The sequence below is a fragment of the Sulfitobacter sp. UBA1132 genome (genome assembly GCF_002311545.1).
Taxonomy (GTDB): Bacteria; Pseudomonadota; Alphaproteobacteria; order Rhodobacterales; family Rhodobacteraceae; genus Sulfitobacter; species Sulfitobacter pontiacus.
Genome location: NZ_DCAN01000018.1, coordinates 37,321 through 60,891, shown reverse-complemented (window position 1 = coordinate 60,891; position 23,571 = coordinate 37,321). Strand labels below are relative to the sequence as shown.

At 60.9% G+C, this 23,571-nt stretch carries 15 protein-coding genes; 10 read left to right on the top strand and 5 right to left on the bottom strand.

Annotated elements, in window-relative coordinates; genetic code table 11:
• Window positions 1-223: 223 nt before the first annotated feature.
• From B4F27_RS13350 to B4F27_RS13340, 3 genes are all read left to right on the top strand, one after another.
• Complete coding sequence (locus B4F27_RS13350; RefSeq protein WP_074637388.1) at window positions 224-4,498, top strand: strawberry notch family protein; 4,275 nt, start codon at window positions 224-226, stop codon at window positions 4,496-4,498.
• 14 nt (window positions 4,499-4,512) lie between these two features.
• On the top strand, window positions 4,513-4,818 hold the full coding sequence (locus B4F27_RS13345; RefSeq protein WP_074637386.1) for a hypothetical protein: 306 nt from the start codon (window positions 4,513-4,515) through the stop codon (window positions 4,816-4,818).
• Between the two features lie 125 nt (window positions 4,819-4,943).
• Window positions 4,944-5,672, top strand: a complete 729-nt coding sequence (locus tag B4F27_RS13340) for a DUF736 family protein (RefSeq protein ID WP_074637384.1) — start codon at window positions 4,944-4,946, stop codon at window positions 5,670-5,672.
• Between the two features lie 167 nt (window positions 5,673-5,839).
• On the opposite strand, the gene B4F27_RS13335 is transcribed toward B4F27_RS13340, so the two are convergent.
• Both B4F27_RS13335 and B4F27_RS13330 read right to left on the bottom strand, forming a co-directional pair.
• Window positions 5,840-8,305 (bottom strand): S8 family peptidase, encoded by a 2,466-nt coding sequence (locus B4F27_RS13335; RefSeq protein WP_139283839.1) that lies wholly within the window; start codon window positions 8,303-8,305, stop codon window positions 5,840-5,842.
• Window positions 8,211-9,293 carry an AAA family ATPase gene (locus tag B4F27_RS13330; protein ID WP_074637382.1) on the bottom strand — a complete coding sequence of 361 codons (1,083 nt, stop codon included), beginning with the start codon at window positions 9,291-9,293 and terminating at the stop codon, window positions 8,211-8,213. The genes B4F27_RS13335 and B4F27_RS13330 overlap by 95 nt, the downstream gene beginning before the upstream one ends.
• A gap of 680 nt (window positions 9,294-9,973) precedes the next feature.
• On the opposite strand from B4F27_RS13330, the gene B4F27_RS13325 reads away from it, so the two are divergent.
• From B4F27_RS13325 to B4F27_RS13300, 6 genes are all read left to right on the top strand, one after another.
• On the top strand, window positions 9,974-10,903 hold the full coding sequence (locus B4F27_RS13325; protein WP_074637380.1) for a DUF2493 domain-containing protein: 930 nt from the start codon (window positions 9,974-9,976) through the stop codon (window positions 10,901-10,903).
• Window positions 10,904-11,446: 543 nt separating this feature from the next.
• Window positions 11,447-11,653, top strand: a complete 207-nt coding sequence (locus tag B4F27_RS13320) for a hypothetical protein (RefSeq protein WP_007120662.1) — start codon at window positions 11,447-11,449, stop codon at window positions 11,651-11,653.
• Between the two features lie 560 nt (window positions 11,654-12,213).
• Window positions 12,214-12,807, top strand: coding sequence for a helix-turn-helix domain-containing protein (locus B4F27_RS13315; protein WP_183530907.1), 594 nt, complete (start codon window positions 12,214-12,216; stop codon window positions 12,805-12,807).
• Entirely contained in the window at window positions 12,794-15,127 is a 2,334-nt protein-coding gene (locus B4F27_RS13310) for a relaxase/mobilization nuclease domain-containing protein (RefSeq protein ID WP_286759897.1), read from the top strand. Before B4F27_RS13315 ends, B4F27_RS13310 begins: the two co-directional genes overlap by 14 nt.
• An 8-nt stretch (window positions 15,128-15,135) precedes the next feature.
• Window positions 15,136-17,136, top strand: coding sequence for a type IV secretory system conjugative DNA transfer family protein (locus tag B4F27_RS13305; protein WP_286759905.1), 2,001 nt, complete (start codon window positions 15,136-15,138; stop codon window positions 17,134-17,136).
• 109 nt (window positions 17,137-17,245) lie between these two features.
• On the top strand, window positions 17,246-18,631 hold the full coding sequence (locus B4F27_RS13300) for an IS1182 family transposase (protein WP_286759896.1): 1,386 nt from the start codon (window positions 17,246-17,248) through the stop codon (window positions 18,629-18,631).
• 315 nt (window positions 18,632-18,946) lie between these two features.
• Here B4F27_RS13300 and B4F27_RS13295 read toward each other — a convergent pair whose 3' ends face one another.
• The gene (locus tag B4F27_RS13295) at window positions 18,947-19,621 is read right to left on the bottom strand and encodes a hypothetical protein (protein ID WP_286759895.1); all 675 of its coding nucleotides are present in this window, start codon (window positions 19,619-19,621) and stop codon (window positions 18,947-18,949) included.
• Between the two features lie 52 nt (window positions 19,622-19,673).
• Complete coding sequence (gene katG / locus B4F27_RS13290) at window positions 19,674-21,851, bottom strand: catalase/peroxidase HPI (protein WP_286759894.1); 2,178 nt, start codon at window positions 21,849-21,851, stop codon at window positions 19,674-19,676.
• Between the two features lie 107 nt (window positions 21,852-21,958).
• On the opposite strand from katG, the gene B4F27_RS13285 reads away from it, so the two are divergent.
• On the top strand, window positions 21,959-22,885 hold the full coding sequence (locus B4F27_RS13285; protein ID WP_286759893.1) for a hydrogen peroxide-inducible genes activator: 927 nt from the start codon (window positions 21,959-21,961) through the stop codon (window positions 22,883-22,885).
• 221 nt (window positions 22,886-23,106) lie between these two features.
• Here the strand turns inward: B4F27_RS13285 and B4F27_RS13280 are convergent, their stop codons facing one another.
• Complete coding sequence (locus tag B4F27_RS13280) at window positions 23,107-23,547, bottom strand: hypothetical protein (protein ID WP_286759892.1); 441 nt, start codon at window positions 23,545-23,547, stop codon at window positions 23,107-23,109.
• Window positions 23,548-23,571: the final 24 nt, after the last annotated feature.

Here is a 23,571-nt window from a genome sequence, read left to right as displayed (position 1 = left end):
CAAAGTGGGCTCCTGGCGGTCATTCGCCGCGCTCTGCCTCGATGTCGGCTTCTCGAGAGACAGGTTCAGCGGCTTGGCTGCGTGGCCTTTTCTTCGATGCTGAAGAGGGCTGCCCGCGTTGACGGCCCGTCCTTCTCCATAGCTATCGGGCCGGACCCGAGGAAAGGTGGAAAGTGGGCTTTTTGTCCTTTGGAACTCAGACTCTCATCCAAAGGAAATCCCCATGACCAAGCCCAACCCAGCGAACCCGACTCTCTCAATCTCCCGCCCTGACCTCGCCTCTGCGCTAGAGCAGATCGGCGCGGAGATCGAGCATCAACCCCTGCGCAGCTCAGCGCTCGCGCGTATCATGCGCGAGACGTTTCATGGCAGCGATGCTGGCGGCACCTGGGACTGGCGCATGGCCTACGACCTGATGCAGGCCACGGCTGTGCAGGCGCTGCTACGTGGCGACAACAGTGAGGATGATTACTACGCCGCAAAACTCCTTGCCTCACGGCTCCTCACGGAAACCCGCCGGTCGGAGCAGCAAATCCGGTTGCAGCAGTTCTCCACGCCGTTGCCTTTCGCGGCCCTGACGGTGCGGGCGGCAGCCATTCGCAAGGGTGAGACCGTGCTGGAGCCGTCGGCTGGTACGGGTGCCCCGGCTGCTTTCGCTGCACGGGCCGGTGCCACGCTTTTGCTCAATGAAATCGACCCCTTTCGCCAGCGCCTCCTGCGCGCGGTTTTCGGCGGCGAGGTCACAGGCCATGACGGGGAACATATCGACGATCTGTTGCAGACTCCTGTTCTGCCCGACGTCGTGGTGATGAATCCGCCCTTCGCCTCCTCGGTCGATCGGTCGCGGGACAAGCACATCGCCGCCAAACATCTCATTGCGGCTGCAAAGCGCCTGGCACCAGGTGGGCGCCTGGTGGCGATCATGCCGCCGGGGTTCACGCCCGAACGCGATGCCGCGCATTGGTCCCGCGCCTGCGGTCTCCTGACGCCACGATTGGCGCTGACGATGCCGGGGCAGGTCTACCGCAAGCTCGGCACCTCTGTCGAAACCCAGCTGATGGTCTTTGACAAGGAGCAGGAGGACGGCGAAATGATCCGCGTCCCTGTGCGGGATCTGGATGAAGCCTTGGCATATGTCGATGCCGTGGCCGCAACCAGGACCAATATGCGCCGCGTACAACAGGCAGCGGCGATCCCTAACGGGCGGCCGACCGTTCCATCCTCTGCCCCGCGCAAGACCGCCGCTGCGCCTGTCGCCGCCTCCAAACCCCGAGCCAATGCCGTTGTCCCGCTAGTTTTCACGAGCCTTGATATCCCGCGCGACAACACGCCCATCTCGGACATCTATGCGCGCTACCGTCCGCAGCGGATCGAGATCGCGGGTGCGCAGGAACATCCCACCCCGCTCGTTGAAAGCATCGCCATGGCCTCGGTTGCCCCGCGCATGCCCTCAAACACGGGCCGTGATGACTTGCGCCTGCCTGCCAGGCTGATTGAGGAGGGACATCTCTCCGAGGCGCAGCTCGAGACCATCATCATGGCGCATGATGCCCATGGGCGTGATCTGCCCGGTCGGTTTACCATCGACGACGACCAGACCAAGCTAACGCGCACCGATGATGACCCGGATGCACGGGCCTATCGCCTCGGCTATTTCCTCGGAGATGGCACCGGTTGCGGCAAGGGGCGCGAATGCGCCGGGCTCATCCTTTTGAACTGGCTGGCCGGACGCAGAAAGGCGATCTGGGTCTCTAAGTCCGCCGCGCTCATCGAGGACGCGATCCGCGACTGGACCGATCTCGGCGGCTCGCCCGTCGACATCCAGCCGCTCTCCAAATGGAAACCGGACCAGCCCGTCCCGATGGGCGACGGTATCCTCTTCGTCACCTACGCCACGCTGCGGTCCGCGGGCAAATGCGGCACCACGCGACTGAGCCAGATCCTGGACTGGATGGGCGAAGACTTTGAAGGCGTGCTGGCCTTTGATGAGGCCCATGCCATGCAGAATGCGGCGGGGTCCGAGCAGGGCAGGGGGGCCAAACCCTCCCAGCAGGGCCTTGCAGGCCTGCGGCTGCAACTGGCAGCACCCCGCGCTCGCGTCTTCTACATTTCGGCCACGGGCGCCACGAGCGTGCACAACCTGGCCTATGCCGCGCGTCTCGGTCTCTGGGGGCAGGGGCAGGAATACCCCTTCCCGAGCCGCGAGAGTTTCGTGTCGGCGATGGAAGCCGATGGCGTTGCTGCCATGGAGGTGGTCGCGCGCGATCTCAAGACGCTCGGGCTCTACACGGCGCGTGCCCTCAGCTTTGATGGCGTGGAATATGATGTGCTGGAACATGCGCTGACCCCGGCCCAGATCGAGATCTACGACGCATACGCGACTTCGTTTCGGACGATCCACCACAATCTCGAAGCCGCGCTGACGGCGACCGGCGTCAACGACGCCTCGGGAGAGACTAATGCCTCGGCCGCACGCGCCTCGGCCAAGTCCCGCTTCGAGAGCACGAAACAGCGCTTCTTCAACCATCTCCTGATGGGCATGAAAGCCCCGACCATCATCCGCGCAATCAAGGACGATCTGGCGGCGGGCAGGGCTTGCGTCATCCAGGTGGTTTCGACAGGCGAGAGCCTGCTGAAGCGTCGGCTTGAGGCGATGGACCCGGAGGACGAGCTGGTCGAGGGCGCGCTGACGCCGCGCGACTACGTGCTGGGCTACCTCGAACAGGCCTTCCCGATTCATGCGCAAAAGCTCGTGGAGATCGACGGCAATATGGTGGCGGAACCTTTGCGGGATGAGACCGGCGCGCTCGTCGTCTCGCGCGAGGCGCTCGCTTTGCGTGACGCGGCCATGATGGAATTGATGACGCTGGCCCCGATCCCTTCGGCGCTGGATCAGATCCTCTGGGCCTTTGGCGACGATGCCGTGGCAGAAGTCACGGGGCGGTCCATCCGGCCCCTCAAAGCCGAGGATGGCCATCTCTTCATCGAAAAGCGCAGCGCCAGTAGCAATTCATCCGAGACCCAAGCCTTCATGGACGGCGAAAAGGATATCCTGATCTTCTCCGATGCAGGCGGCACGGGCCGGTCCTATCACGCGGCGCAAACGGCGAAGAACCAGAAACGGCGGCGGCACTACCTGCTGGAGCCCGGCTGGCGCGCGGATGCGGCCATCCAGGGGCTCGGCCGCACGCATCGCTCGGCCCAGGTCAGCGCGCCCTTCTTCCGGGTCTGCACCTCCGATGTGCATGGCGAGAAACGCTTCACCTCAACTATAGCCAAACGCCTCGACCAGCTGGGGGCCTTGACGAAGGGCCAGCGCGAGACCGGCTCGCAGGGCATGTTCCGCGAGGAGGATAATCTCGAAAGCCCGATCGCGCGAGCAGCGCTGCGTGGGTATTTCGCCGATCTTGCCGCCGGGCGCGCTGAGGCGATGAGCTGCGAGAGCTTCGCCGACTGGACAGCCCTGCGGCTGATCGACAAGGACGGGGTGCTCCTTGAGGAGCTTCCCCCGATCCAGCGGTTTCTCAACCGGATGCTTGCCCTTCCCATCCACATGCAGAACGCGCTCTTTGCCGAGTTCATGCGCCGGATTGCCGATCAGACTGAACGGGCGCGCGCGGCGGGCACGCTCGATCTCGGCGTGGAAACCCTGCGTGGCGAGAAGATCGAACAGGTCTCCACAGAGGATCTCTGGACCTGCCCGAAATCCGGCGCCGTGACGCGGATCATCGGACTTGAGGTGACGGACCCAGTGTATGTCCTGGGCGCCGAAGAGGCCATATCGCGCAATCCCGACAAGCTGCCGATGGTGAATCGCGCCTCCGGTCGCGCGGCGCTCATCTCGGCGCGCCCCATGCAGATGTATGACGAGGACATTGTCACGCTGATGCGCAAGGTGGTGCGGCCAAACGGGTCGAGCTATCTGGAGGAGACGCGGTTCGAGTCCTCGGCCTGGGAAGACATCGGAAGGCCTGAGTTCGCAAGGCTTTGGGATGAAGAGGCTGCGTCCCTGCCGAAAACCACCACGACCAAGCTCTACCTGCTGACGGGGATGCTGTTGCCGATCTGGAAGGACATCCCGACCACGAATGAGCGCATCTACCGCGTCACGCCGGACGGGGCGACCGCCATGATCGGGCGCACGCTGAGCGAGGAAGGGACGGCCGCGTTGCGCGCCCGCTTCCTCGTCTCCAACCCGCAAACACCGCAGGAGATGCTGACCGCCGCCCTCGGCACCACCGTACCTGTCGATCTGGGCCGGGGTCTCACCCTGACCCGTCGCCGGGTCGCAGGCGAGATGCGTCTCGAGCTGGGTGGTGCGGATCGGGGCATGATTGAAGGTCTCAAGGCCATGGGGTGTTTCACGGAGATCATCTCCTTCCAGCTGCGGGTGTTCCTGCCGCATGGAGACGGGATCGACACGGGCCGCATTCTGGCCCGGATCGTTGGAACCGAAACGTCAGCCGCGCAGAACGTGGCTTCAGTGGCAGCGGAATAGGCACGGAGGCGATCATGACACTCGAAGAGATCAAAGCCGCCATCGATGCCGGTCGGACCGTGCATTGGGCCAACACCGGCTACCGCGTGCAAAAGGACAGCCTCGGCCAATACCTGATTACGTTTGAGCCGAACGGCAGCACCATCGGGCTGACCGACCGGAGCGGGCAGCGGTTGAACGGGGAGGAAGCAGAGTTCTTTATCGCTGGACCGGAGGGTGGCGACGAGAAGCGCCAGGATAGCCAACTGAGACCAGACGGGCAGGGGAGGGGCGTCGTACCCGGCGGGGAGGTGGCACAGTCTCTCAGGCGCCAGCGCTGAACTGAAGGTTGGGAAGAAAGTAAAGCGAGCTTTCTAGTTTGTGATCCCAGGAGGGGTCGAAAAAGCAATCCCGGATGCGCTGGCAAGAACGTCAGGCACCGGCCAATCCAAGAAGGAACTATCCCATGTTCGCAGGAACCCTTACCCGCAACGCCGAGACCGCTGCCGCCGAATACACCGGCATGATCCATTCGACGCGCTTTGACATCGCCATCCAGCTCGAGGCACGGGCCAAGATGTCCGAACGCAGTCCGGATTTTGACGTCACGGCAATCAACAAGTCGGGCCGCAAGGTGCGCATCGGCACGGCCTGGAACGAGACCGGCAATACCAGCGGCAACCCCTACATCTCGATGCAGATCGATGTCGGCTTGGGCCCGTTCCGGGTCAACGCGGTGCAGACGAAAGAGGCGCGTGCGGCCCAACGCGGCGCGTTCGAGATCATCCCACTGGTCTCGAACGGCCTGATGAAATCCGGCTCGATCTCGGGCGAGCTCACCGCCATGGACGCCGACAACGCCTTCACCGGCTACATCGCCAACATGATGTTCGATCTGGAGTTCATGCTGATCGAGAACAGCTACAAATCCGAGGAGACCCACCCCGATTACCGGATCGAGGTCAGCTCGCCCCGGGGCACACCGATCCGCGTCGGCTCGGCCTGGATGGCCAAAAGCAGCCGCACGGGCAATGACTACCTGTCGCTGCTGATCAACACGCCTGATGGCGACCTGCGCGTCAACGCCGTGCAGAACGAAGAACAGCGCGGCGGGCAGACCTTCTCGATCATCCCGTTCATCGACAGCGGTGAGCAGCCGCAGGACGCGGGCGCGGGGCTCTCCTTGGTCGCCTAATCGGCCCGCGAGGGGGAGACGATCTGATCCGAAAGGGGAGCCGTGGGATCACGGTTCCCCTTTTTTCATGCCTGGGTCAGTCGAGCGATCGAATGGCGATTGCATGAGGCGGTCCGATGTAGACGCATTGTCTAGATTGGAAGCGCTGCACAGCGTCTCCAATAGAGTCAAACTTGCACAACCGCTTGAGCGGCAATTAGGGCTCCGACAGCTACTTGAACCTCGGCATAGAGTTCGGTGTCCAACCCTTCCGCATCGATTTCTACGATTAATGCATAGCGCACAGAAGGCAAACCTTCGGCGAGAAGCTTTTTGGATTTCCACCATCCAGTGACTGGGTGAACGGCCAACAAGTTTCGCCTTGCGAGATCTGATGCCTTGCAAGTCAGTTGATCGATGTGCAGCGATCCGACATGGCGCCGATTGCTACCGTAGTCCCAAAGATCATCCTCGTCGTTTGCGGGACCGTCGGGCTGTTCGGCCGCCTTGCTGATCCGAGCTAGGAATTGGGCTTCGTTCTCGCCGGCGCGATTGAGTTGGAACCGCAGATTGTGGGATGCGTAGCGATAACGAACGCCGCGTGAGGCTTCTGACGGGTTTGGAGCAATAAAGCTGCTTAGCGCCACCCGCAAGGTAACGTCGGCATTGCCGAGCGCGCGCAAAGCCTCAACGGGCCAGGGTAGGGCGAAGAGCTTCAACTCATTGTGGACATCACCGCCGGTCTTTTCGGAGATTCCGTAGGGTGTAATCGTGTCTTCCACGATGAGTGTCAGCGCGTTCGACGCGCTGCGGCGGGCACGGGCCATGTCCGGAACGCCAAATCCATAGCGCTGAAAAAGCGGCATGTATTGACCTTTGTTCGCTTGGGCCGGCAAATGTGCTCGCATCTGCTGAGTCCAACGCGCGGAAGACACATAGAGACCACGGACTGTCTCGGGCCAAAGTGTCGGATAATCCGACCAGAGTTCCGTTACATCCTTCGCTGCAAGCGCTGTCGCAGCGCTGGTGTCGAAGGTGAATGTGAAAGATCGGACCGGATAATTATGGTGCGTCGAAAGGAGCGACAACCATCCATGCCGCATTGGCGGAGGCATGGCACTTAGCGCCCAGTTTCCGCCCTCAAGGACAACGTCCGGCTTGTTCGGCCAATGGGACGACCACGATGCAGTTCTCGAAGCTGGCGATAGATCGCCGAATGGTGCAAGCGCTTGGGCCGGGTCTCCGTTTGGTAGTACAGTCTTCTCGGTAAAGGCTCCAACAGACAAAACATTCCACGCTTGGGCAGGCGACTCGATCTCGTTGTCTTCGTGATCGCATCGGTCGAGGTAGTTTCCGGCACCAAAGGTGAAGTTGTCGGTATTCCCTGCCGAAACCAGCACCAGGCGCTGCTGTCTGAGTCCACCTGAAACACCGGCGGCAAGCTGATCGACTTCCGTCGACCACGAGGTCGGGGCACCGTCGTGCGGCGTATCCTCACCCGTCGTCGTCGTCATGGTGAAAGTACGGCGTCGGGGACCAACCTGTTCGACCGCATTGATCGCCTGCCTGGTCACCGCGCCTAGGAGATGATGCGGGTTCATGCCGGCATCTGGCAGGAGTTTGACGGATTCCAGACGGTTCATGACCATAACTGGGTTCGCCTGATGAAGTTTTTGCGTCAGATCGCCAAAGAGCGCGAGTCCTCCCATCTGCGTTCCATGGCCCTTCACATCCTCCAATCCCCAAGCCGGATTTGCGGCATGTCGGTCATCCACGCTAAGCGCCGGCTGAATCAGAGGATGCGCCCGACTGATACCAGTATCCAGGAGCGTAACGTAGCCAGCATTGGGGTGATCCGAATAGGTGGTCCGGCCTGAAAGCTCATCGACCCACTGTGCCTGTTCGGCCACCGGCAAGCCGTCAAAGAAATCTGCAGTGATTGTCGGAGCGGCAAGTGCGCGTACGCCACCCAGTCGCCGGACGGCTTGGGCAAGCTGATTGCGATCGGCCTGGACGACCACCACTGTATCTTCGGGAAACTCCAGCCGATCCGCGCCCACAGTCACACCAAAGATAGGCGCTGCTGCAACGAAGGCCTCGGTCATTTGGGGCTCGAGCCAAGCCTCCCAGACGGTCGCAACATCCGCCGCGGGAAACTTGCCTGGAGGGCTGCGCCATAGGGCACGCAATCCCGCTTCCGTGATGGCAGCAACGCTTTGCACCAGGTCCGCGTTCTTCGGACGGCCCGGGACAATTTCACCATCTTTCTCGCGATCAGGCGTGTCTTCAGTCCGAAACTGCTCGACCTTCTTACGTAGCTTTTCGATACCCTTGGCTGTCGCAAACACCGTCGCGCGCTCTTGGGCGCCACCGGGAACTGGAGTATCTTCGATGCGAAGAAGCATCAGGCCGCTGGCGTCCAAGCTGTCCTTTTTCAGGCGCTCGTCGATGCGGGAGGCGACTTCCAGATAGACGCCGGGAAGTTCGGCTGCTGGAATATCCGGCAGCGCGTCGATTGCCTGAAGCAATGCTTGGGCGTGCGCAGCGCGATTGGGGACATCACTTGGTCTTTTGGACCCGCCCCCGCCCTTTGCCTGGAATGGGCGCGGCTGTCCTAGATTGCGAAGGTGAAAGTGTGCAAGCTCTCGTGCCATTGTCGTTGGTCCCTAAATCTTGGAGCGACCGTCGGCGTTCGAGGGCGTCAAGTAAATCCTGTGTCGCAATCTTGTCAGTATCATTCAAAACCGCACGTCTCGCGGCATCTTCCGCCGCTGCCACAATATCGGCTGTTGAGAGGCCAGTGGCGACATCCGTCACCCGCTTCCATCCTATTCGATTGAACGAGAAGCCGATCAGACGGCGTTCGAGCGCCTGCCGAATGGCCGGGCCATCGGGCATGACATAAGGCAACACAAGATCGAAGCGGCGCAGCACCGCGCGGTCAAGAATTCCCGGCAGGTTTGTGGTGGCAATGACGATCGAAGGCCCGGTATCCTCATCTAAGAACTGCAAGAATGAGTTCAAAACCCGCCGGGCTTCGCCGACGTCGTTCTCACCGCCCCGGGCGGCAGCCAAAGCGTCAATTTCGTCGAATAGATAAATACCGCGCGTCGTCTTAATGGCATCGAAGATCATCTTCAGCTTCTGCGCTGTTTCGCCCATGAACTTCGTTATTAGACCGTGGAGCATGACCGAAAATAAGGGGTACTGCAGCTCCCCGGCCAGTGCTGACGCACTCAGTGTCTTGCCGGTACCGGGAGGACCAGAGAGGAGAACGCGCCTCCGTGGCTTCAGGCCTTTTGCCTCGAGCTTTTCGCGCATACGCGTCTCGAAGACGAGATGCGACAGTTCACTCCTAATCCTATCCGGTAAGATTACATCGACGAGTCGCTCCGTCGGATAAGACGCGGCAAGAAACTCTGCAAGATCGCCGCGAGGCGTTGCGATAGGGGTGACTGCAGGGGTTCGCTTTGCTGGCGGCTTTTGCCCCGCTTCAGCCCACTGCCGCAACTGATCAGCCAGCCGGGTGTGTCCCTTCTGCTCTTCGGCCGCCGAGAGTTGCATCGCCAGATCGTAAAAACGATCAGCGTCCCCTTCTGCGTGGCTCTTGACGAGACCGATGATTTGTTGGGCGGAAGCCAAAGTCGAACTGCTCTTTCTGAATGATCATTTTCAGCGTTGATAGGGTCTTTTCTACATCCGAACCCTTTAATAGACCAGACAATTTGCACGGTTTGCATGCGGAGTGTGTCGGTTTTGTGCACTCGACCATCGACCTGAGTCCCAGCCTTGCGGCCTCCCTGCTCGGCTTCGCGTGTCGCAGGGGAGAACGGCCCTTCGGTCCGTCGCGCATTCGGCCATGCGGCCTCACCGCGGCGTCGCACCCGGCATCCCGGTTTGACCGCCTCGCGAGCACGTCCCTCCCCGGCCGCTCCGCCGGATTGCGCTCTGGTCTGTTTTGCGGGGCAAAACGATCCCGCCGCTTCATCCGTCTCCCGCGTCCGGTCGGGCCGTTTGCCTGCTCGGGTCGGGCAAACCTACTGTTAAAACACACACACATGAGCGCGGAAGCATATCCTCCGGATGGCCCCCAAATCAGCCCGCGTCAAGGATCGTAAAACTTTTCGGCGAGGGCGGGGCCTGAGGCTTGGGGCGGTCCAGTTCGTGAGGGCGCGCATGTGTCAGGTGTTGCGCGCGGAAAACTTTTGCGCCCGGCAAGCCGGCGGCTGCGCCGTCCCTGACCCGGGCAGATTCGGAAACCAGGCATTCGGCCATGCCACCACACTCACGTGGTGGTCGAACCCAATATCTGGAGAATGAACATGGCTTATGATCAAGCGAACACCTACGAGACCATCGAGCTTTTCGGACTGACCGAAAAGGACGCACAGCTGCCGATCCCGGAAGATCACATCCTGACCGACCGCATCATCCGCGAGAGCTTCGAGGCTTTGCTCGGTCAGCTGCGCGGGACCGGGCTTGAAGCAGAGATCGAACCGCTGGCCCATGGGCTCGCGACGATCCTGCAGCGGCGCAAGGTGGCGCTTGGCAAGGAGGTCGACCGCACCGCCGACAAGATCGGTGCGCTGGCAAAATCCCACGACGGGTCGGAGATCGCCGAGACCGCACTCGAAGAGGCGCAGGCGCGCTTTCTGCAGCTGCGCGAGATTGTCGGCGCGATCGAGGTGATGAGCGAGGCCGCAGCGGAATGCTACGAGATCGAAACGGGCCACGCCTTCATCCCGGCAGCCGGGTCGCGGGCGAGCGTCCGGGCGCAAGAGACCGGGGCGGTCTTCGAGGCCCGGCAGCTCCTCGAGCAGCATGATCGTGAAACCGCCGAGAAGTCGAAAGTCGAGGGGGTGCCCCTGATCGTCTCGGGCGCCACCGACTGGACCGATGTCGATGTGATCTTCAACACGCTCGACAAGGTTCGCGACCGGATCAAGCAGAACCGCAATCAGGAGATCTTCCTCTGCCACAAGGGTGGCAAGCACGGTGCGGAGATGATTGCGGCCCGGTGGGCCCGAGCACGCGGGGTCGCGCAAGCGCGCTTCGATCCGCGCTGGTCCGCGCACGGGCGGGCGGCACCGTTCAAGTGCAACGACGAGATGCTGGACGACAAGTTCGCGGCGACGGGGGTTGTTCTCTTCGGTGGCAACGGGGTCGCGCTGAACCTCGGGCAGAAAGCGGAAACGAAAGGCCTGACGGTCATGCGGGTTGCGGACCCGGCGAAGAATACTGCGCAAGATTGAAGAGAGGGGGTCGCGCTTGGCGCGGCCCTTTCGTCATGTCTCATGGCGCGTGCGATCGGTCACACTTGATCGGCAGCTCACGGCGTCCAGCACCGTCATCGTTCTACCCGGTCCGACAGTGTTCGGTCCATCCGCATCGGCATCGGTACGGGCTCGGGATGGAGCGCCCCTCACGCACGTCGTCAGCAGCGCAAGACCGAGGGGTCGAAACGTCGCACATGAGGCTGAGACCTGCACAACCCTCGGGGGGTGTTTCGGAACATCGCATCCACGCGGGCGGGCTCCATCAGCACCCCGGCCAGGATCGGCGAGACGAGGACGCGGAGGATGGCACCAACGTGATGGCAAGGATCATCCGGATCACTCCTTTTTGCTCATAGATGTGGATCGCACGGGGTCGGCCCAATCGTGCCCTCAGCTCACGCTTCGGCAAGCACAAATACGGCTTCCACGGCAGGGCCGCGGACCCTCCGCATTTGCACTTGCGACCGGGCCTCTTGCCCCCGTGCCGGGTGATCCCCATCGCAACAAGGAGTAACCCAAATGACCAACCACTACGTCGCCACCGTCCCAGTCAAGTTCACCGACACCGATGGCCAGGAGCGCACCCGTTTTCAGCGCGTGGGTGCGATGTTCCGCAACACCCGCAACGGGGACGGCTCGGAGTTCTTCAGCCTCAAGCTCGACTTCCCCGTCGCGGTCTCGGAGCTGGTGATGTTCCCGCCGAGCGCGAAGGATCCCCAGGACTGAATCCTCTGACGAGGATGGGTCGCCCCAGGACGATCTTGGGGCGGCCCGATCCCTGTTCCAGGGATGCCGTGTCCGGCGGTCAGATCGCCCGAGGCGACTTCACGAAGTTGCCGGTCGCTGCGCATTGATCAGACGCACCTCCCTCGGAATGATCAGGTAGCGACAGACCGGCCAGTCAGCCTCAAGGGGGCCATCCACAAAAACCTATCGGCCAGGGCCTCCCGGTTTTTGCGGCAGAGATTTGGGGACCCAAATCTGGCCCTCCTTGACCCTGCCTGTCCGCCCTGTCGGTGGGGTTTGCGCCCGCCCGCGGTTCCGTCCGAACACATGCGTGTTCGGCCAGACCCTCGGGGGTGCTGGGGAAGGGGACCCATTGGACAGGTGGGGCGCCCGGTGGTGAGGGCGGCAGAGCCGCGTCCCTGCGGGCCGCGGGGGAAGCGGACACCAATGCTGCCTGAGACTGAATGCGACGTAAGTATATAATTGACAGCTCGGTATAATATCGTAAGGTAGGGGCAGCCTTGGTGGAAGGTGGCAGGAAATAGGGGGTCTTTCTTCGCATGTCTCGCTCAAAACGCCTCATCGATGCGGAGCGCATGGAGATCGTTCGCGAAGCTGCGGAAGGCGTTTCCACTTCAGTGCTGGCGGAACGGTTTGGCGTGTCGGTGCGGGCGATTCAGTACACGCTCAAAGCAGATGCCGAGCGCCAGACGGATGCCGCAATTCCGGTCTCAGCGGTCAGTGTGAAGGTCACGGCTGCGGAGTTGTCGGCGCTCGACGAGGTGCTGGCGAAGGCGGGGATCGAGAGCCGGGCCGAGGGGCTGCGGCGGCTCATTCAGGCGGCGGGCGGGGTGTTCGTTCCGGACGCGCAGATGGCAGCAGAGATGGCGCGCTACAGGGCCTCTCTGCACGAGGTCGGCAATGGGGTCGCGCAGATCGCCAAGCAGATGACGCGGGCCAACCGGATGGGGCAGGGGGCCGTGGGGGGCGCGAGTGCCGAGTTCTCCGAATTGCGCCTCGCGCAGATGCGCGGGCTGGCGCGGTTCATTCTGGATTCCGCTGACGAGATCGATCTGCTTCTGCGCCGCCGTCGCGATGGGATGCAACTGCAGGCCACGGCCGCGCTGAGGGAGTTTGCCCATGCGGCTGAATGATGCCGTCCATGCCGTCACGGGCGAGGTCTTCCGGGATGGCTGGAGCCACGTCCGGGGCTCGATGCAGGGGCTGCATGTCGCCAAGCAGACCCAGCTTGTGCGCGCGGCAGCAGGGCATCGGCCAGCGGTTTTCAAGGCGATCCGGGGCGGGGGTACACATACGAAATCGCAGCTCGCAAACCAGCTCGATTACCTCACGACCAAGTCCACCCATATCGTGGACAGTAGCGGGTTCTTGGATGGCAAGGCGAAGCTCGAGGCGGGTGACATCAAGGACCTGACCGAGCGCTTTGCCAAGCGGTGGGATGCGGGCTTCAAGCCCAAGCTTGGGCAGACCACCCACATGCTCATGTCCTTCCCCATCGGCACGCGCGGGGAGGATGTGCGCGACATCGCGACGGACGTGGCCGAGCGATTCTTCCAGACCGACGCGGGGCATTTCGACTACATCATCGCGGTGCATGAGGACCGCGATCACCCCCATGCGCATCTGGTGCTGAACCGCCGCTCGCAGGAAGGCGAGTTCTTCTTCCTCGGCCGCAATCACCGCTTCAACTATGACGACTTCCGCCTCGCGGTGGTCGAGGAGGCCGAGAAGTATGGCGTGCGCCTGGAAGCCATGCGCCGGGTGGATCGCGGCGTGGTACATTACCCAGCCCGCACCAGCGAGGTTTATGCGGCGAAAGAAGAGGGTCGCGCGCCCCGCGAGCGGGAACGCGTGGGGCAGGACCTGACCCGGACGCTGGCGGAGATCGCCAACACCAGAACCGTCTACAATTCGCTTGCCGCAGAGGCCTCCCGGGAGGCCCGGGAAGACATCGCCGCGGCACTCTTCCGCGCGGGCGAGGTGCTGGCGCATGGCGGACAGATGGACCGAACAGGAGATGTGTATATGGCCGAGGATCAAAGCTTCGAGGATCTGAGAAGCCTCTATGCGGAAAAGCTCGCGCGGGTGCAGGGCATGATCGCCGAGAAGCCTGACGCGGAACGTCCTGTGCTGGAAAAACGCCTCATCGAGATCCAGACGCAGGTCCAGCACATGCAGCCTCTCGGTTTGCGATCATCCACGCTGTCAGAGGCTCCTTCGGAAGGCGGGGTCTATTCCAAGGCGAACATCCAGGAGAACCAGTTGGAGCGCCTCACTGAGCCGCGCCTGCGCTCACGGATCGATGCTGCTCTGCGGGGCACGGGTATCAGCACATCGGAAGTGGTGGCCCGGATCGAGACGGGCGCCTCAAATGCAGCGCTGGAGCATCAATGGATCGCCAATGATCTCTCCAAGGTGGCCGAGGCGCGGGATCTGAACCTCGAACGCCGCGCTGATCTGGAACAGGCGCGCGACATTCTCAACGATGTGCATGTGGAACTTGGCACGCTCTTGGAACGGGAGAACGTGCTGCGCCGGGACGGTGTTATGGAAGCGGAAGCGGTCAGCGAGCGGTTCCACTATCACGAGGGTGCGGTGCGGGAGATGGAAGGGACAATCCGTCAGGAGATGCGCGCCGAGGGTTTGACTACACAGCAGATCGAGGACCGGGATTGGGAGGTTGTCTCACGGGCGGAGCGCCGGATCGAGACCGAGCAGCGCGTGTATCTCGAGGCACATCCGGATCTGCTCGCACGCCCCGGCGATGTGATCGACCGGTCTGAGCCCTACAGGGAGACCATCACCGATGTGGCCCGCGCCAGCGAGATCACCAGCGAGGTCGACCGCATCATGGAGGGACGCGACCTCCGCACGCCCGTTGCAGATGCTGTCACGGATGACTTACGAGCGCGCTATCCGGACATCCCGTCCCACCTCGCCCGCGGGCTCGGCGCGACCTATGCGGCCGTCGTCGAGATACGCGACACGGAGGTCATCAATCAGGTCCGCCGCGAAAACGAGATGCGCGACGGGCTTGGGTTTGGCACGCGCGACGACATCGTCGCAACCCGCGATGAAACTGCTTCGCTGTCTGACCGTGCCGACCGCCTTGCAGACGAGATTGCGCGTGTCCTGGACCATGAGCGGGCGGGGGAGTTGTCCGCGCCCTTCGAGACCGAGGCGGAGCGGGACGCCTTTCGCGACGAGATCGCGCGGGCGCTGGACGTTCGCCAACTCGACCGGCTTACATCCGGCGATGCCGATGCGCTGGAAAAGGTTCTCGAGGACCGCCTCGACCGGCTCTATGTCGCCAAGGTCTATCTGCAATCGGATGCAGCGACGGCCAACACGGAGGCCTTGCGCCAGGTGGTCGATGATCTTGCCGACACCGAATACGAAAAACACCGCGCGACAGACGTGGATGGCGAGACCGAGCGGGGACAGGTCCATTGAGCGCCGCCATGGGAAAAGCGCGGATCGCCACGGGCGTCCTGCTGGTGACGCTTGTGACCGGGGCCATGGGCTATACCATCGCCTCGGCGGTGCTGACCTACCAGGATCTCGGCTTTGGGGCCGAGATCGACTTTGCCTATATCGCGCAGAACTATCTTGCGATCCTGGACCGCCGCCCGGAGGACGCGCAACTTATTCACCTGATCATCGGCAGCTTCGCCGCCGCCGGCCTGATGTTGAGCCTCGCCCTCTCGGGGTCCGCTCTGACACGCTTTGGCCAGACCCATTGGCAGACCGCGCGCGAGATGAAGGCCAATGGCTTCTTCGGGGCGCCGGGCACCGGGTTCATCCTCGGCAAGCTGGGGCCGCCGGGCTCCCGCGCCAACTACATCTGCTCCAAGGTCTTCCCCCATGCGCTGATCGTGGCCCCCACGGGCCGCGGCAAGACCACGGGCTTTGTCATTCCGAACCTGCTGACCTGGCAAGGCTCCGCCGTGACGCTCGATGTGAAGGGCGAATGTTTCGAGGCCACGGCCCGGCACCGCGCGGCCCAAGGCGACAAGGTCTATCGCTTTGCCCCCACCGATTGGGAGGGGAAGCGCACGCATCGCTACAACCCGCTCCTGCGCATCTTCGAGCTGAAAGATCCCGCCCGCCAGCAGATGGAATTACAGCTTCTGGCGACGCTCTTCCTGCAGAGTGACAACGACCGGGTGCAGGGCCTCCTCAAAGGCGGGATCGATCTCTTTGTGGCGGCAGGCCTGTTGGCCTTCCAGCGCAAGCGCCCCACCTTGGGCGAGATCTATCGCATCGCGGCCTCCGGTGGGAACAAGCAGAAGGAATACTTCGCGCGGGGCCATGAGGTCGATAACAGGGCCGCCAAACTGATCTTCACGCGCCTGGCCTCGACCAACAACGATACGCTGACCTCCTATGTCTCGCTCCTGATGACCTCGGGGCTCGATCAATGGCAGAACCCGGCCATCGATGAGGCGACGGCAGTCTCGGACTTTGATTTCCGCACGATCCGCAAGAAACCCTTTTCGGTCTATCTCGTGGTCCAGCCTCTGATGGTGAAGCCGCTTGCACCCCTGATCAGGCTGTTCTTTTCCGATCTCCTCTCCGCCATGCAGGAAAAGGACCCCGGGCCGGATGAGCCGTGGCCCGTAATGATCATGCTCGACGAGTTCAATCGCCTCGGCAAGATGCCCATCGTGGTCGAGAGCATCGAGACGCTGCGGACCTATCGTGGTCACCTCGCTGTGGTCACCCAAACCATCCCCGCCCTTGATGAAATCTACGGCGAAAACACCCGCCGCGCCTTGCAGGGGAATGCCGGGGTGAAGCTCTACCTCACGCCCTCTGACGAAAAGACCGTCGAAGAACTGAGCAAGGCGGTTGGCAAGACCACGAAGACCGTTGTCACGCGGTCGCAGTCCATCGGCAAGAACCCGTTTGAAGGGCGCAGCCAATCCACGCGGACCGAGGAAAGTTCGTTGTTGCCCGAAGATGAGGCGCGCCGCTTGCCGCTCGATGAGATCGTCATGGTGATCGATGCGCAGATGCCGGTCCGTGCAAAGCGGATTCAGTATTTTGACGACCGGCTGTTCAAGGCGATCCACGCGGCGCAGACGGGTGAATTGCCGTTTCCAGAGCCGGGGGGAGGGGGATCGCAAGGCACGCTGCCGCTGAGTGTGCGCGCCATGCCGATGACGCCGCCGTCGGATGGGCCAGGGGGAACAGAAGCCGTCGTGGAAAACTCAGCTCAGGCTTCTGGGGATCAACTGTCACGACACACTAGCGGCGTTCCAAAGAAAACCGCGCCTGTCGTTCAAGCCGTCATCGCCGAGGAACAGCGCCAGATGGAGATGGATTTTGGCAGCGGCGTCGTGGATTCTGAAGCTGCGAGCGTAGCTGATGAGGCGCAGATGCGCTCTGCAGTCGATGGCTTGGACGAAATGGAAGCGATGCTGCGAGAGGAGGATGGTGAAAGGCTGGTTGCGCGATAGGGTGGCGGACATCGCCTGTTTGTCGGGGAGGGCGTATTTTGTTGAAAAACTCTTCCTTGATCGAAGCCTAAGTCGCTGATTCAATGGGTCCTGCGGGGCGGGGCTGTTGATGATGGGACCGAAGCAAGAAGCGCAGGCAGCGCTGTTCTACGAGTTCTCCCTGGAGGATCATGTTCCCCAAGACCACCTGCTGCGGTCGATTGATCGGTTCGTCGACCTAAACGGCATCCCAGCCCATTTGGCGGACTTCTACAGCCACACCGGTCGCCCGTCCGTCGATCCCGAACTGCTGATCCGGATGCTGCTGGTGGGGTATTGCTTTGGCATCCGGTCCGAGCGGCGTCTGTGTGAGGAAGTGCATCTGAATCTGGCGTATCGGTGGTTTTGCCGTCTGGATTTGACCAACCGCGTGCCTGACCATTCTACCTTTTCGAAGAACCGGCACGGGCGTTTCAGGGAGAGCAAGTTACTGCGCCATCTGTTTGAGATGACCGTTGCAAGGTGCATCGAAGAAGGTCTGGTCAGTGGCCAGCGCCTGGCAATTGATGCCAGCCTGATTGAGGCGGACGCGAACAAGCAGAACTCAACGCCGAAGGAAGAGTGGGACACGACAACCATCGATCCGACAGATGCACCCCGCGCGGTTCGCGAGTATCTCGAAACGCTGGATGAAGCAGCGTTTGGCGCGGCGAGCGAGGTGCAGCCGAAGTTCACCTCCCATTCTGATCCGGCAAGCCAATGGACGGCGGCACGCAAAGGCCCTGCTTTCTTTAGCTATTCCGATAATTACCTGATCGACACGGATCACGGCGTCATTGTTGATGTCGAAGCAACCCGCTCAATCCGGCAGGCCGAGGTCGGATCAACAAAAACGATGCTGAAGCGTGTGAAGGACAAGTTTGATCTGCATCCCGAACGCCTGATCGCGGACACGGCCTACGGCACGGGGCCAATGTTGGGCTGGCTGGGAGACCGCAAGATCGCGCCGCACATTCCGGTCTTCGACAAGTCCGGACGAAATGATGGGACGTGGACCCGGGCAGACTTTGAATGGGATGCCGAGAACGATCAATACATTTGCCCCGAGGGGCAGGAACTCAAGCAGTTCCGTCGCAATTATTCCGACCCAAACAGAGGACCGACCGGAAAAGGGACCGCACGATACCGTGCTTTGAAAGAGGTCTGTCAGGTCTGTCCATCCAAGGCCAAATGCTGCCCCAATGCCGATGCGCGCAAGATCAACCGCGAAGAACACGAAGACGCCCGCCAGATTGCCCGCGACATCGCCAAGACCCGTCAGTACGACATCTCGATGAAGTTGCGCAAGAAGGTCGAAATGCTCTTCGCCCACCTCAAGCGCATCCTTGGCCTGGGACGGCTCCGATTACGTGGGCCATGCGGCGCAAACGACGAATTCCTCCTCGCCGCCACCGCCCAGAACCTCCGCAAACTCGCAAAGATCTTTCCTGCACCGCAGCAAACGCGCAAAGCCTGATCAGAAAGGCGCTTGCACCCCGTTCAACGAACTACTTTCTGCGCCAGCAACACGTTGTTTTTCCACAGAATGGGCGGATTGCGGACATTCGCTGCGCCTTGCACTAGGAGCGACTTTGAGGACAAAGCGTAAATACCCTGCGGCTGTGTAAATTTCCGGTTCACGACGGTTTGCGATCCTTCACGTCGGATGGAACGCGACTTCCACGCTGTCATCAATTCTGGCTTCGTTTTAGTAGAGCTGTCTGTGCATTCTGCCATCGAGCGGGGCCGTCAAGTTGGCGTCAGATTCCCAAGTAATTGACTGTGAACCGCCTCAATTTCCATATTGCGCCTTTGTTTCATCGAAGTGCATCGGTCGTAATTGTTTGCCATTTGTTGTACGCGGGTGGTTGGCATCGATGTATATTAAAGCTTTCCAGCTCAACTTTGCATTTGTTATGCGGCACAATAGCCATTCAAAGCTGCCATACGCGAAGAGCCTTCGACATATAACGAGCAACACCATGAGATCGGCGGTCACGCCGGTTGCGATTAGAACGGCCGTAAATCTGTCGAGGACACCCCAGAGCCAAGTCTTGAGGCGAAAACCAACTCGAGCGGCGCAAAAAGGCGCAGATAGTCTGGCATCAAGTCGCGCGATGGGCTCTTCACGGGCGTCTGAATACCGACCGTGCCATGTCATCATCTCGTAGATGCAGTCAGGGTCTTCGCCCGAAACACGTTGGGTTATGGCAAGTGCCAGTTGTTCGTCCAGATACATCGCGCCGACCTGGACCGACAGTGCGTCCGGCAATTCGCCAGCATCGGGGCCGCCCTGCAAAAGCTCCACGTAGGCGGTCTGTCCGGCGGCGTCGATTTCCTTGACGCGTGCCAACGCCTCGGGTCCGAGCTGGTGTTTTCCGGCACGCATCTTGTAGAACAGGCACCCGGTGTCCATGCGCGGGTCTGCAGCGGCAAAGTCAATCAGGCCTGCAAGCGTCTCCTGCAATCCTATGCTGCCGGTTCGGGCAGACCATTGCCTGCCCGAACCATCATTCTAGCTAAACTGCCAAGTCAAAGCGGTCTGCATTCATGACCTTGGTCCATGCAGCGACGAAGTCGCGGACAAATTTCGCTTCATTGTCGGCCTGCGCGTACACCTCTGCGAAGGCGCGCAGGATCGAATTTGACCCAAAGACAAGATCAGCACGTGTGGCCGTATACTTGACCTCACCTGTCGCACGGTCCTGCAATTCATAGGTGCCGCCAGTTTTTGCCGGAACCCACTTGTAGTCCATATCGGTGATCGTCTGGAAGAAGTCGGTCGTCAGCTGCCCTTCGCGCTGGGTGAAGACCCCGTGCTTGGACCCGCCATAGTTGACGCCCAGCATCCGCAATCCGCCAACCAGAACCGTCATTTCCGACCCTGTCAGACCCAGCAACTGCGCGCGGTCAAGCAGCAACTCTTCTGCGGGAACGTCATAGGCCTCTTTCTCCCAGTTGCGGAAACCATCCGCAAAGGGTTCCAGCACCGAGAAGCTGTCCACATCGGTCATCTCGTCGGTTGCATCGCCACGACCCGCCGCGAAAGGCACAGCCACATCATGACCTGCCGCCTTGATCGCCTTTTCCAGACCGACATTACCCGCAAGCACGATTACATCGGCAATAGACGCGTTTGTTTCGGCTGCAATCGGCTCCAGAATGCCCAGCACCTTGGCAAGACGCTCGGGTTCGTTACCGGTCCAGTCTTTTTGTGGCGCAAGACGGATGCGTGCGCCGTTGGCCCCCCCCCGCTTGTCAGAGCCGCGGTAGGTCCGGGCGCTGTCCCATGCGGTGGCGATCATCTCGGCGGCTGTGAGGCCGCTGTCGGCGATTTTTTTCTTGACGGCATTCACGTCGTAGTCAGTGTTGCCCGCTGGCACAGGATCCTGCCAGATCAGATCCTCTTGTGGGACAAACGGGCCGTGATAAAGGGCTTTCGGCCCCATGTCGCGATGGGTCAGTTTGAACCACGCCTTGGCAAAGGTCTCGGACAAATAGTCCAGATCGTTGTGGAACTTCTCGCAGATCTCACGGTAGATCGGATCAACCTTCATCGCCATGTCGGCATCGGTCATGATCGGGTTGTGCTTGATGGTCGGATCGGTCGCGTCAGGAACCTTGTCTTCCTCTGCGATATCAATGGGTTCCCATTGCCATGCACCGGCACGCGATTTAACGGCCTTCCATTCGTACTTGAACAGCAGGTCAAGATAGCCGTTGTCCCACTTGGTCGGGTTCGACGTCCACGCTCCTTCAAGTCCGGAGGTGTGAGCGGTGTTGGCATTGCCGTTAAAACCGGGGTCGCTCCAGCCAAAGCCTGCGTTGATGATATCACCGTCGGCGGGGCCACCAGCGACCTGATCGGCAGCGAGGCCACCGTGACATTTGCCGACGGTGTGACCGCCAACCGTCAGGGCTGCGGTTTCGACATCATCCATCGCCATGCGCGCGAAGGTCAGGCGCACATATTTCGCGGTTTCAGCCGGATCAGGATTACCATCGACGCCTTCGGGGTTCACATAGATCAGACCCATGTGTGACGCCGCCAGCGGGTTGTACATCGAATCCGCGTCGTCGATGTCTTTGACGCGCTCTTCGGTGGGCGCAAGCAGCTCGCTGTCGTTGCCCCAGTTGATGTCGATCTCCGGTCCCCAGATATCCTCGCGACCGAAGGCGAAACCGTAGACTTTCAGACCCATGTTCGAATAGGCGACCGTCCCTGCCAGAACAAGAAGGTCAGCCCAAGACAGAGCGTTTCCGTATTTCTTCTTTACAGGCCACAAAATGCGCCGCGCCTTGTCGAGGCTGGCATTGTCGGGCCACGAATTCAGCGGGTCGAAGCGGATGTTGCCGGTGCCTGCACCGCCGCGCCCGTCACCCAGCCGGTAGGACCCCGCAGAGTGCCACGAAAGACGAATGAAAAGACCGCCATAGTGGCCCCAGTCTGCAGGCCACCAGACCTGGCTGTCGGTCAACATCTTTTCGACATCGTCCCAGACCTCTTGGAAGGCCAGACCTTTCACCGCCTCCTGGTGATCGTAGTCGCGGTCCATCGGGTTCACGCGGGCATCACGCTGATGTAGGATGTCGATGTTCAGCGTTTTGGGCCACCACTTCGTTGGGTGGTTGCCAAGCTCTGTATTGCCGCCATGCATGACAGGGCAGCCGCCACTAAATACTTCGTTACCGTCCATGGATTCGTCCTTCCGTGTGGATTGAGGGGGCTTGTCACCGATACCCTTAACGCACCAAGATCATAGATACCAATTGTGTTTAATTACCTCTGTGATAATTAGTGGTTATGAACGGACTTACACTCAAACACCTTCGTTATTTCGATGCGCTTGCCCAACATTCCCATTTCGGCCGCGCAGCGGAATCGTGCGGCATCTCGCAGCCCGCTCTGTCGGTACAGATCAAGGAACTGGAGACAATGCTTGGCTCGCCGCTGGTGGAACGCGGCGCGCGGGTTGTCCGGCTGACGGGCCTTGGCGAGGCATTTTTGGAGCGGGCAAAGCAGATCCTGGTGCAGGCGGCGGAGCTGAACGATCTTGCCCGTTCAGCAAAAGGGGCATTGGCAGGACAGCTGCGTCTGGGTGTCATCCCGACTGTGGCCCCATATTTTCTGCCGCAGATCATGGCTGCACTGTCAGAACGGATGCCCGGGCTTGAGCTTCAACCGCGCGAGTCAGTTACATCGTCGTTGATATTGGATTTGCTCGAATCCAAGCTTGATGCGGCGATCGTGGCTCTCCCGATTTCGGAGCCTTCTTTGCAAGAATTTGTCTTATTCGACGAAGATTTCCTGTTGGTCCGACCGATGAGTGAAGCACATCTACCGGTACCCAATGCGAGAATGCTTCAGGAAATGCGGCTGCTTCTCCTCGAAGAAGGACACTGTTTTCGTGACCAGGCGCTTAGTTTCTGCAATGTTGCAAGCTCTAGACCGCGCTATCTTATGGAGGGAAGTTCACTCTCCACCCTGGTTCAGATGGTCGGTGCCGGTATGGGGTTGACGCTTATACCCGAGATGGCGATCCCGCTGGAGACCCGGATGGCGCGGGTATCCATCGCGCGCTTTGAACCGGAAGCGCCGTCCAGAAGGATTGGAATGGTCTGGCGCAAGACAAACCCGCTGGCAACAAAACTGATGGAAGTTGGCGCAATCGTTCGTCGCGTAGGGGAACGGAAGCAAGACCCGGGCTACAGTGACCAAAACGGCAGGTAATCTTCGCTTGGACCGCCGCGCGCCTTCGGATATTCGAACAAAATGCAGATAGGCAGGGCGCACGGGACAAGCTGGCCGAACATTGCAGACAGTTTGCCCGAGCTGCTGGTGCGGATACTGCAAATGCAGGCGGGGCACTGCAAAAATTTGAGTTGGCAGAGAATCCCTCTTTGATGAACCGCTCCGTCGATCAACGTACTTCGACGGAACGGTTCCTGTCCTCAAAAGCTCATCACTGTGGTATTGCTGCCGACAATTGCAGCCCCCATAGCATCTGGTGCGGCGGCGGTTACGCCTTCAAGCAATACTGAAGCATCCATCCTTTTGGCGGGAAGATAGATCGCGCAAACCTGAACCCGCAGGTTTTTCTGAGCCATCAGCAATTTTATCAAACCCTGAGGACTGGCATCTTTGGGTGGCTGACCTGTTGTTGCTGACGCCGGTGCATCGGCAAGCGCGATGTCACCTGCTGGTCCGCACAAGAGGACTTCTGCATCAGCGCCCGCATTCATAGCATTCATTGTAAGAACCATCGCCATGAGTTGCGTTTGTGGGTCTGCAGAGGTCAGGATCGTGATCAGCTTGGTGGGGTCCTCGGCATGAGCACCAGTTGCCATGCCAAGCGAAAGTGCCGCTGATGTGAACAATTTTGAAAAACGCATTTTTTACTCCTTAGTTGGGTTGAA

Excerpts from the sequence above, each read along its gene's own strand:
- B4F27_RS13350 (WP_074637388.1), top strand. The coding sequence starts at position 224 with ATGACCAAGCCCAACCCAGCGAACCCGACTCTCTCAATCTCCCGCCCT.
- B4F27_RS13345 (WP_074637386.1), top strand. The coding sequence starts at position 4,513 with ATGACACTCGAAGAGATCAAAGCCGCCATCGATGCCGGTCGGACCGTG.
- B4F27_RS13340 (WP_074637384.1), top strand. The coding sequence starts at position 4,944 with ATGTTCGCAGGAACCCTTACCCGCAACGCCGAGACCGCTGCCGCCGAA.
- B4F27_RS13335 (WP_139283839.1), bottom strand. The coding sequence starts at position 8,305 with ATGGCACGAGAGCTTGCACACTTTCACCTTCGCAATCTAGGACAGCCG.
- B4F27_RS13325 (WP_074637380.1), top strand. The coding sequence starts at position 9,974 with ATGGCTTATGATCAAGCGAACACCTACGAGACCATCGAGCTTTTCGGA.
- B4F27_RS13320 (WP_007120662.1), top strand. The coding sequence starts at position 11,447 with ATGACCAACCACTACGTCGCCACCGTCCCAGTCAAGTTCACCGACACC.
- B4F27_RS13315 (WP_183530907.1), top strand. The coding sequence starts at position 12,214 with ATGTCTCGCTCAAAACGCCTCATCGATGCGGAGCGCATGGAGATCGTT.
- B4F27_RS13310 (WP_286759897.1), top strand. The coding sequence starts at position 12,794 with ATGCGGCTGAATGATGCCGTCCATGCCGTCACGGGCGAGGTCTTCCGG.
- B4F27_RS13305 (WP_286759905.1), top strand. The coding sequence starts at position 15,136 with ATGGGAAAAGCGCGGATCGCCACGGGCGTCCTGCTGGTGACGCTTGTG.
- B4F27_RS13300 (WP_286759896.1), top strand. The coding sequence starts at position 17,246 with ATGATGGGACCGAAGCAAGAAGCGCAGGCAGCGCTGTTCTACGAGTTC.
- katG (WP_286759894.1), bottom strand. The coding sequence starts at position 21,851 with ATGGACGGTAACGAAGTATTTAGTGGCGGCTGCCCTGTCATGCATGGC.
- B4F27_RS13285 (WP_286759893.1), top strand. The coding sequence starts at position 21,959 with ATGAACGGACTTACACTCAAACACCTTCGTTATTTCGATGCGCTTGCC.
- B4F27_RS13280 (WP_286759892.1), bottom strand. The coding sequence starts at position 23,547 with ATGCGTTTTTCAAAATTGTTCACATCAGCGGCACTTTCGCTTGGCATG.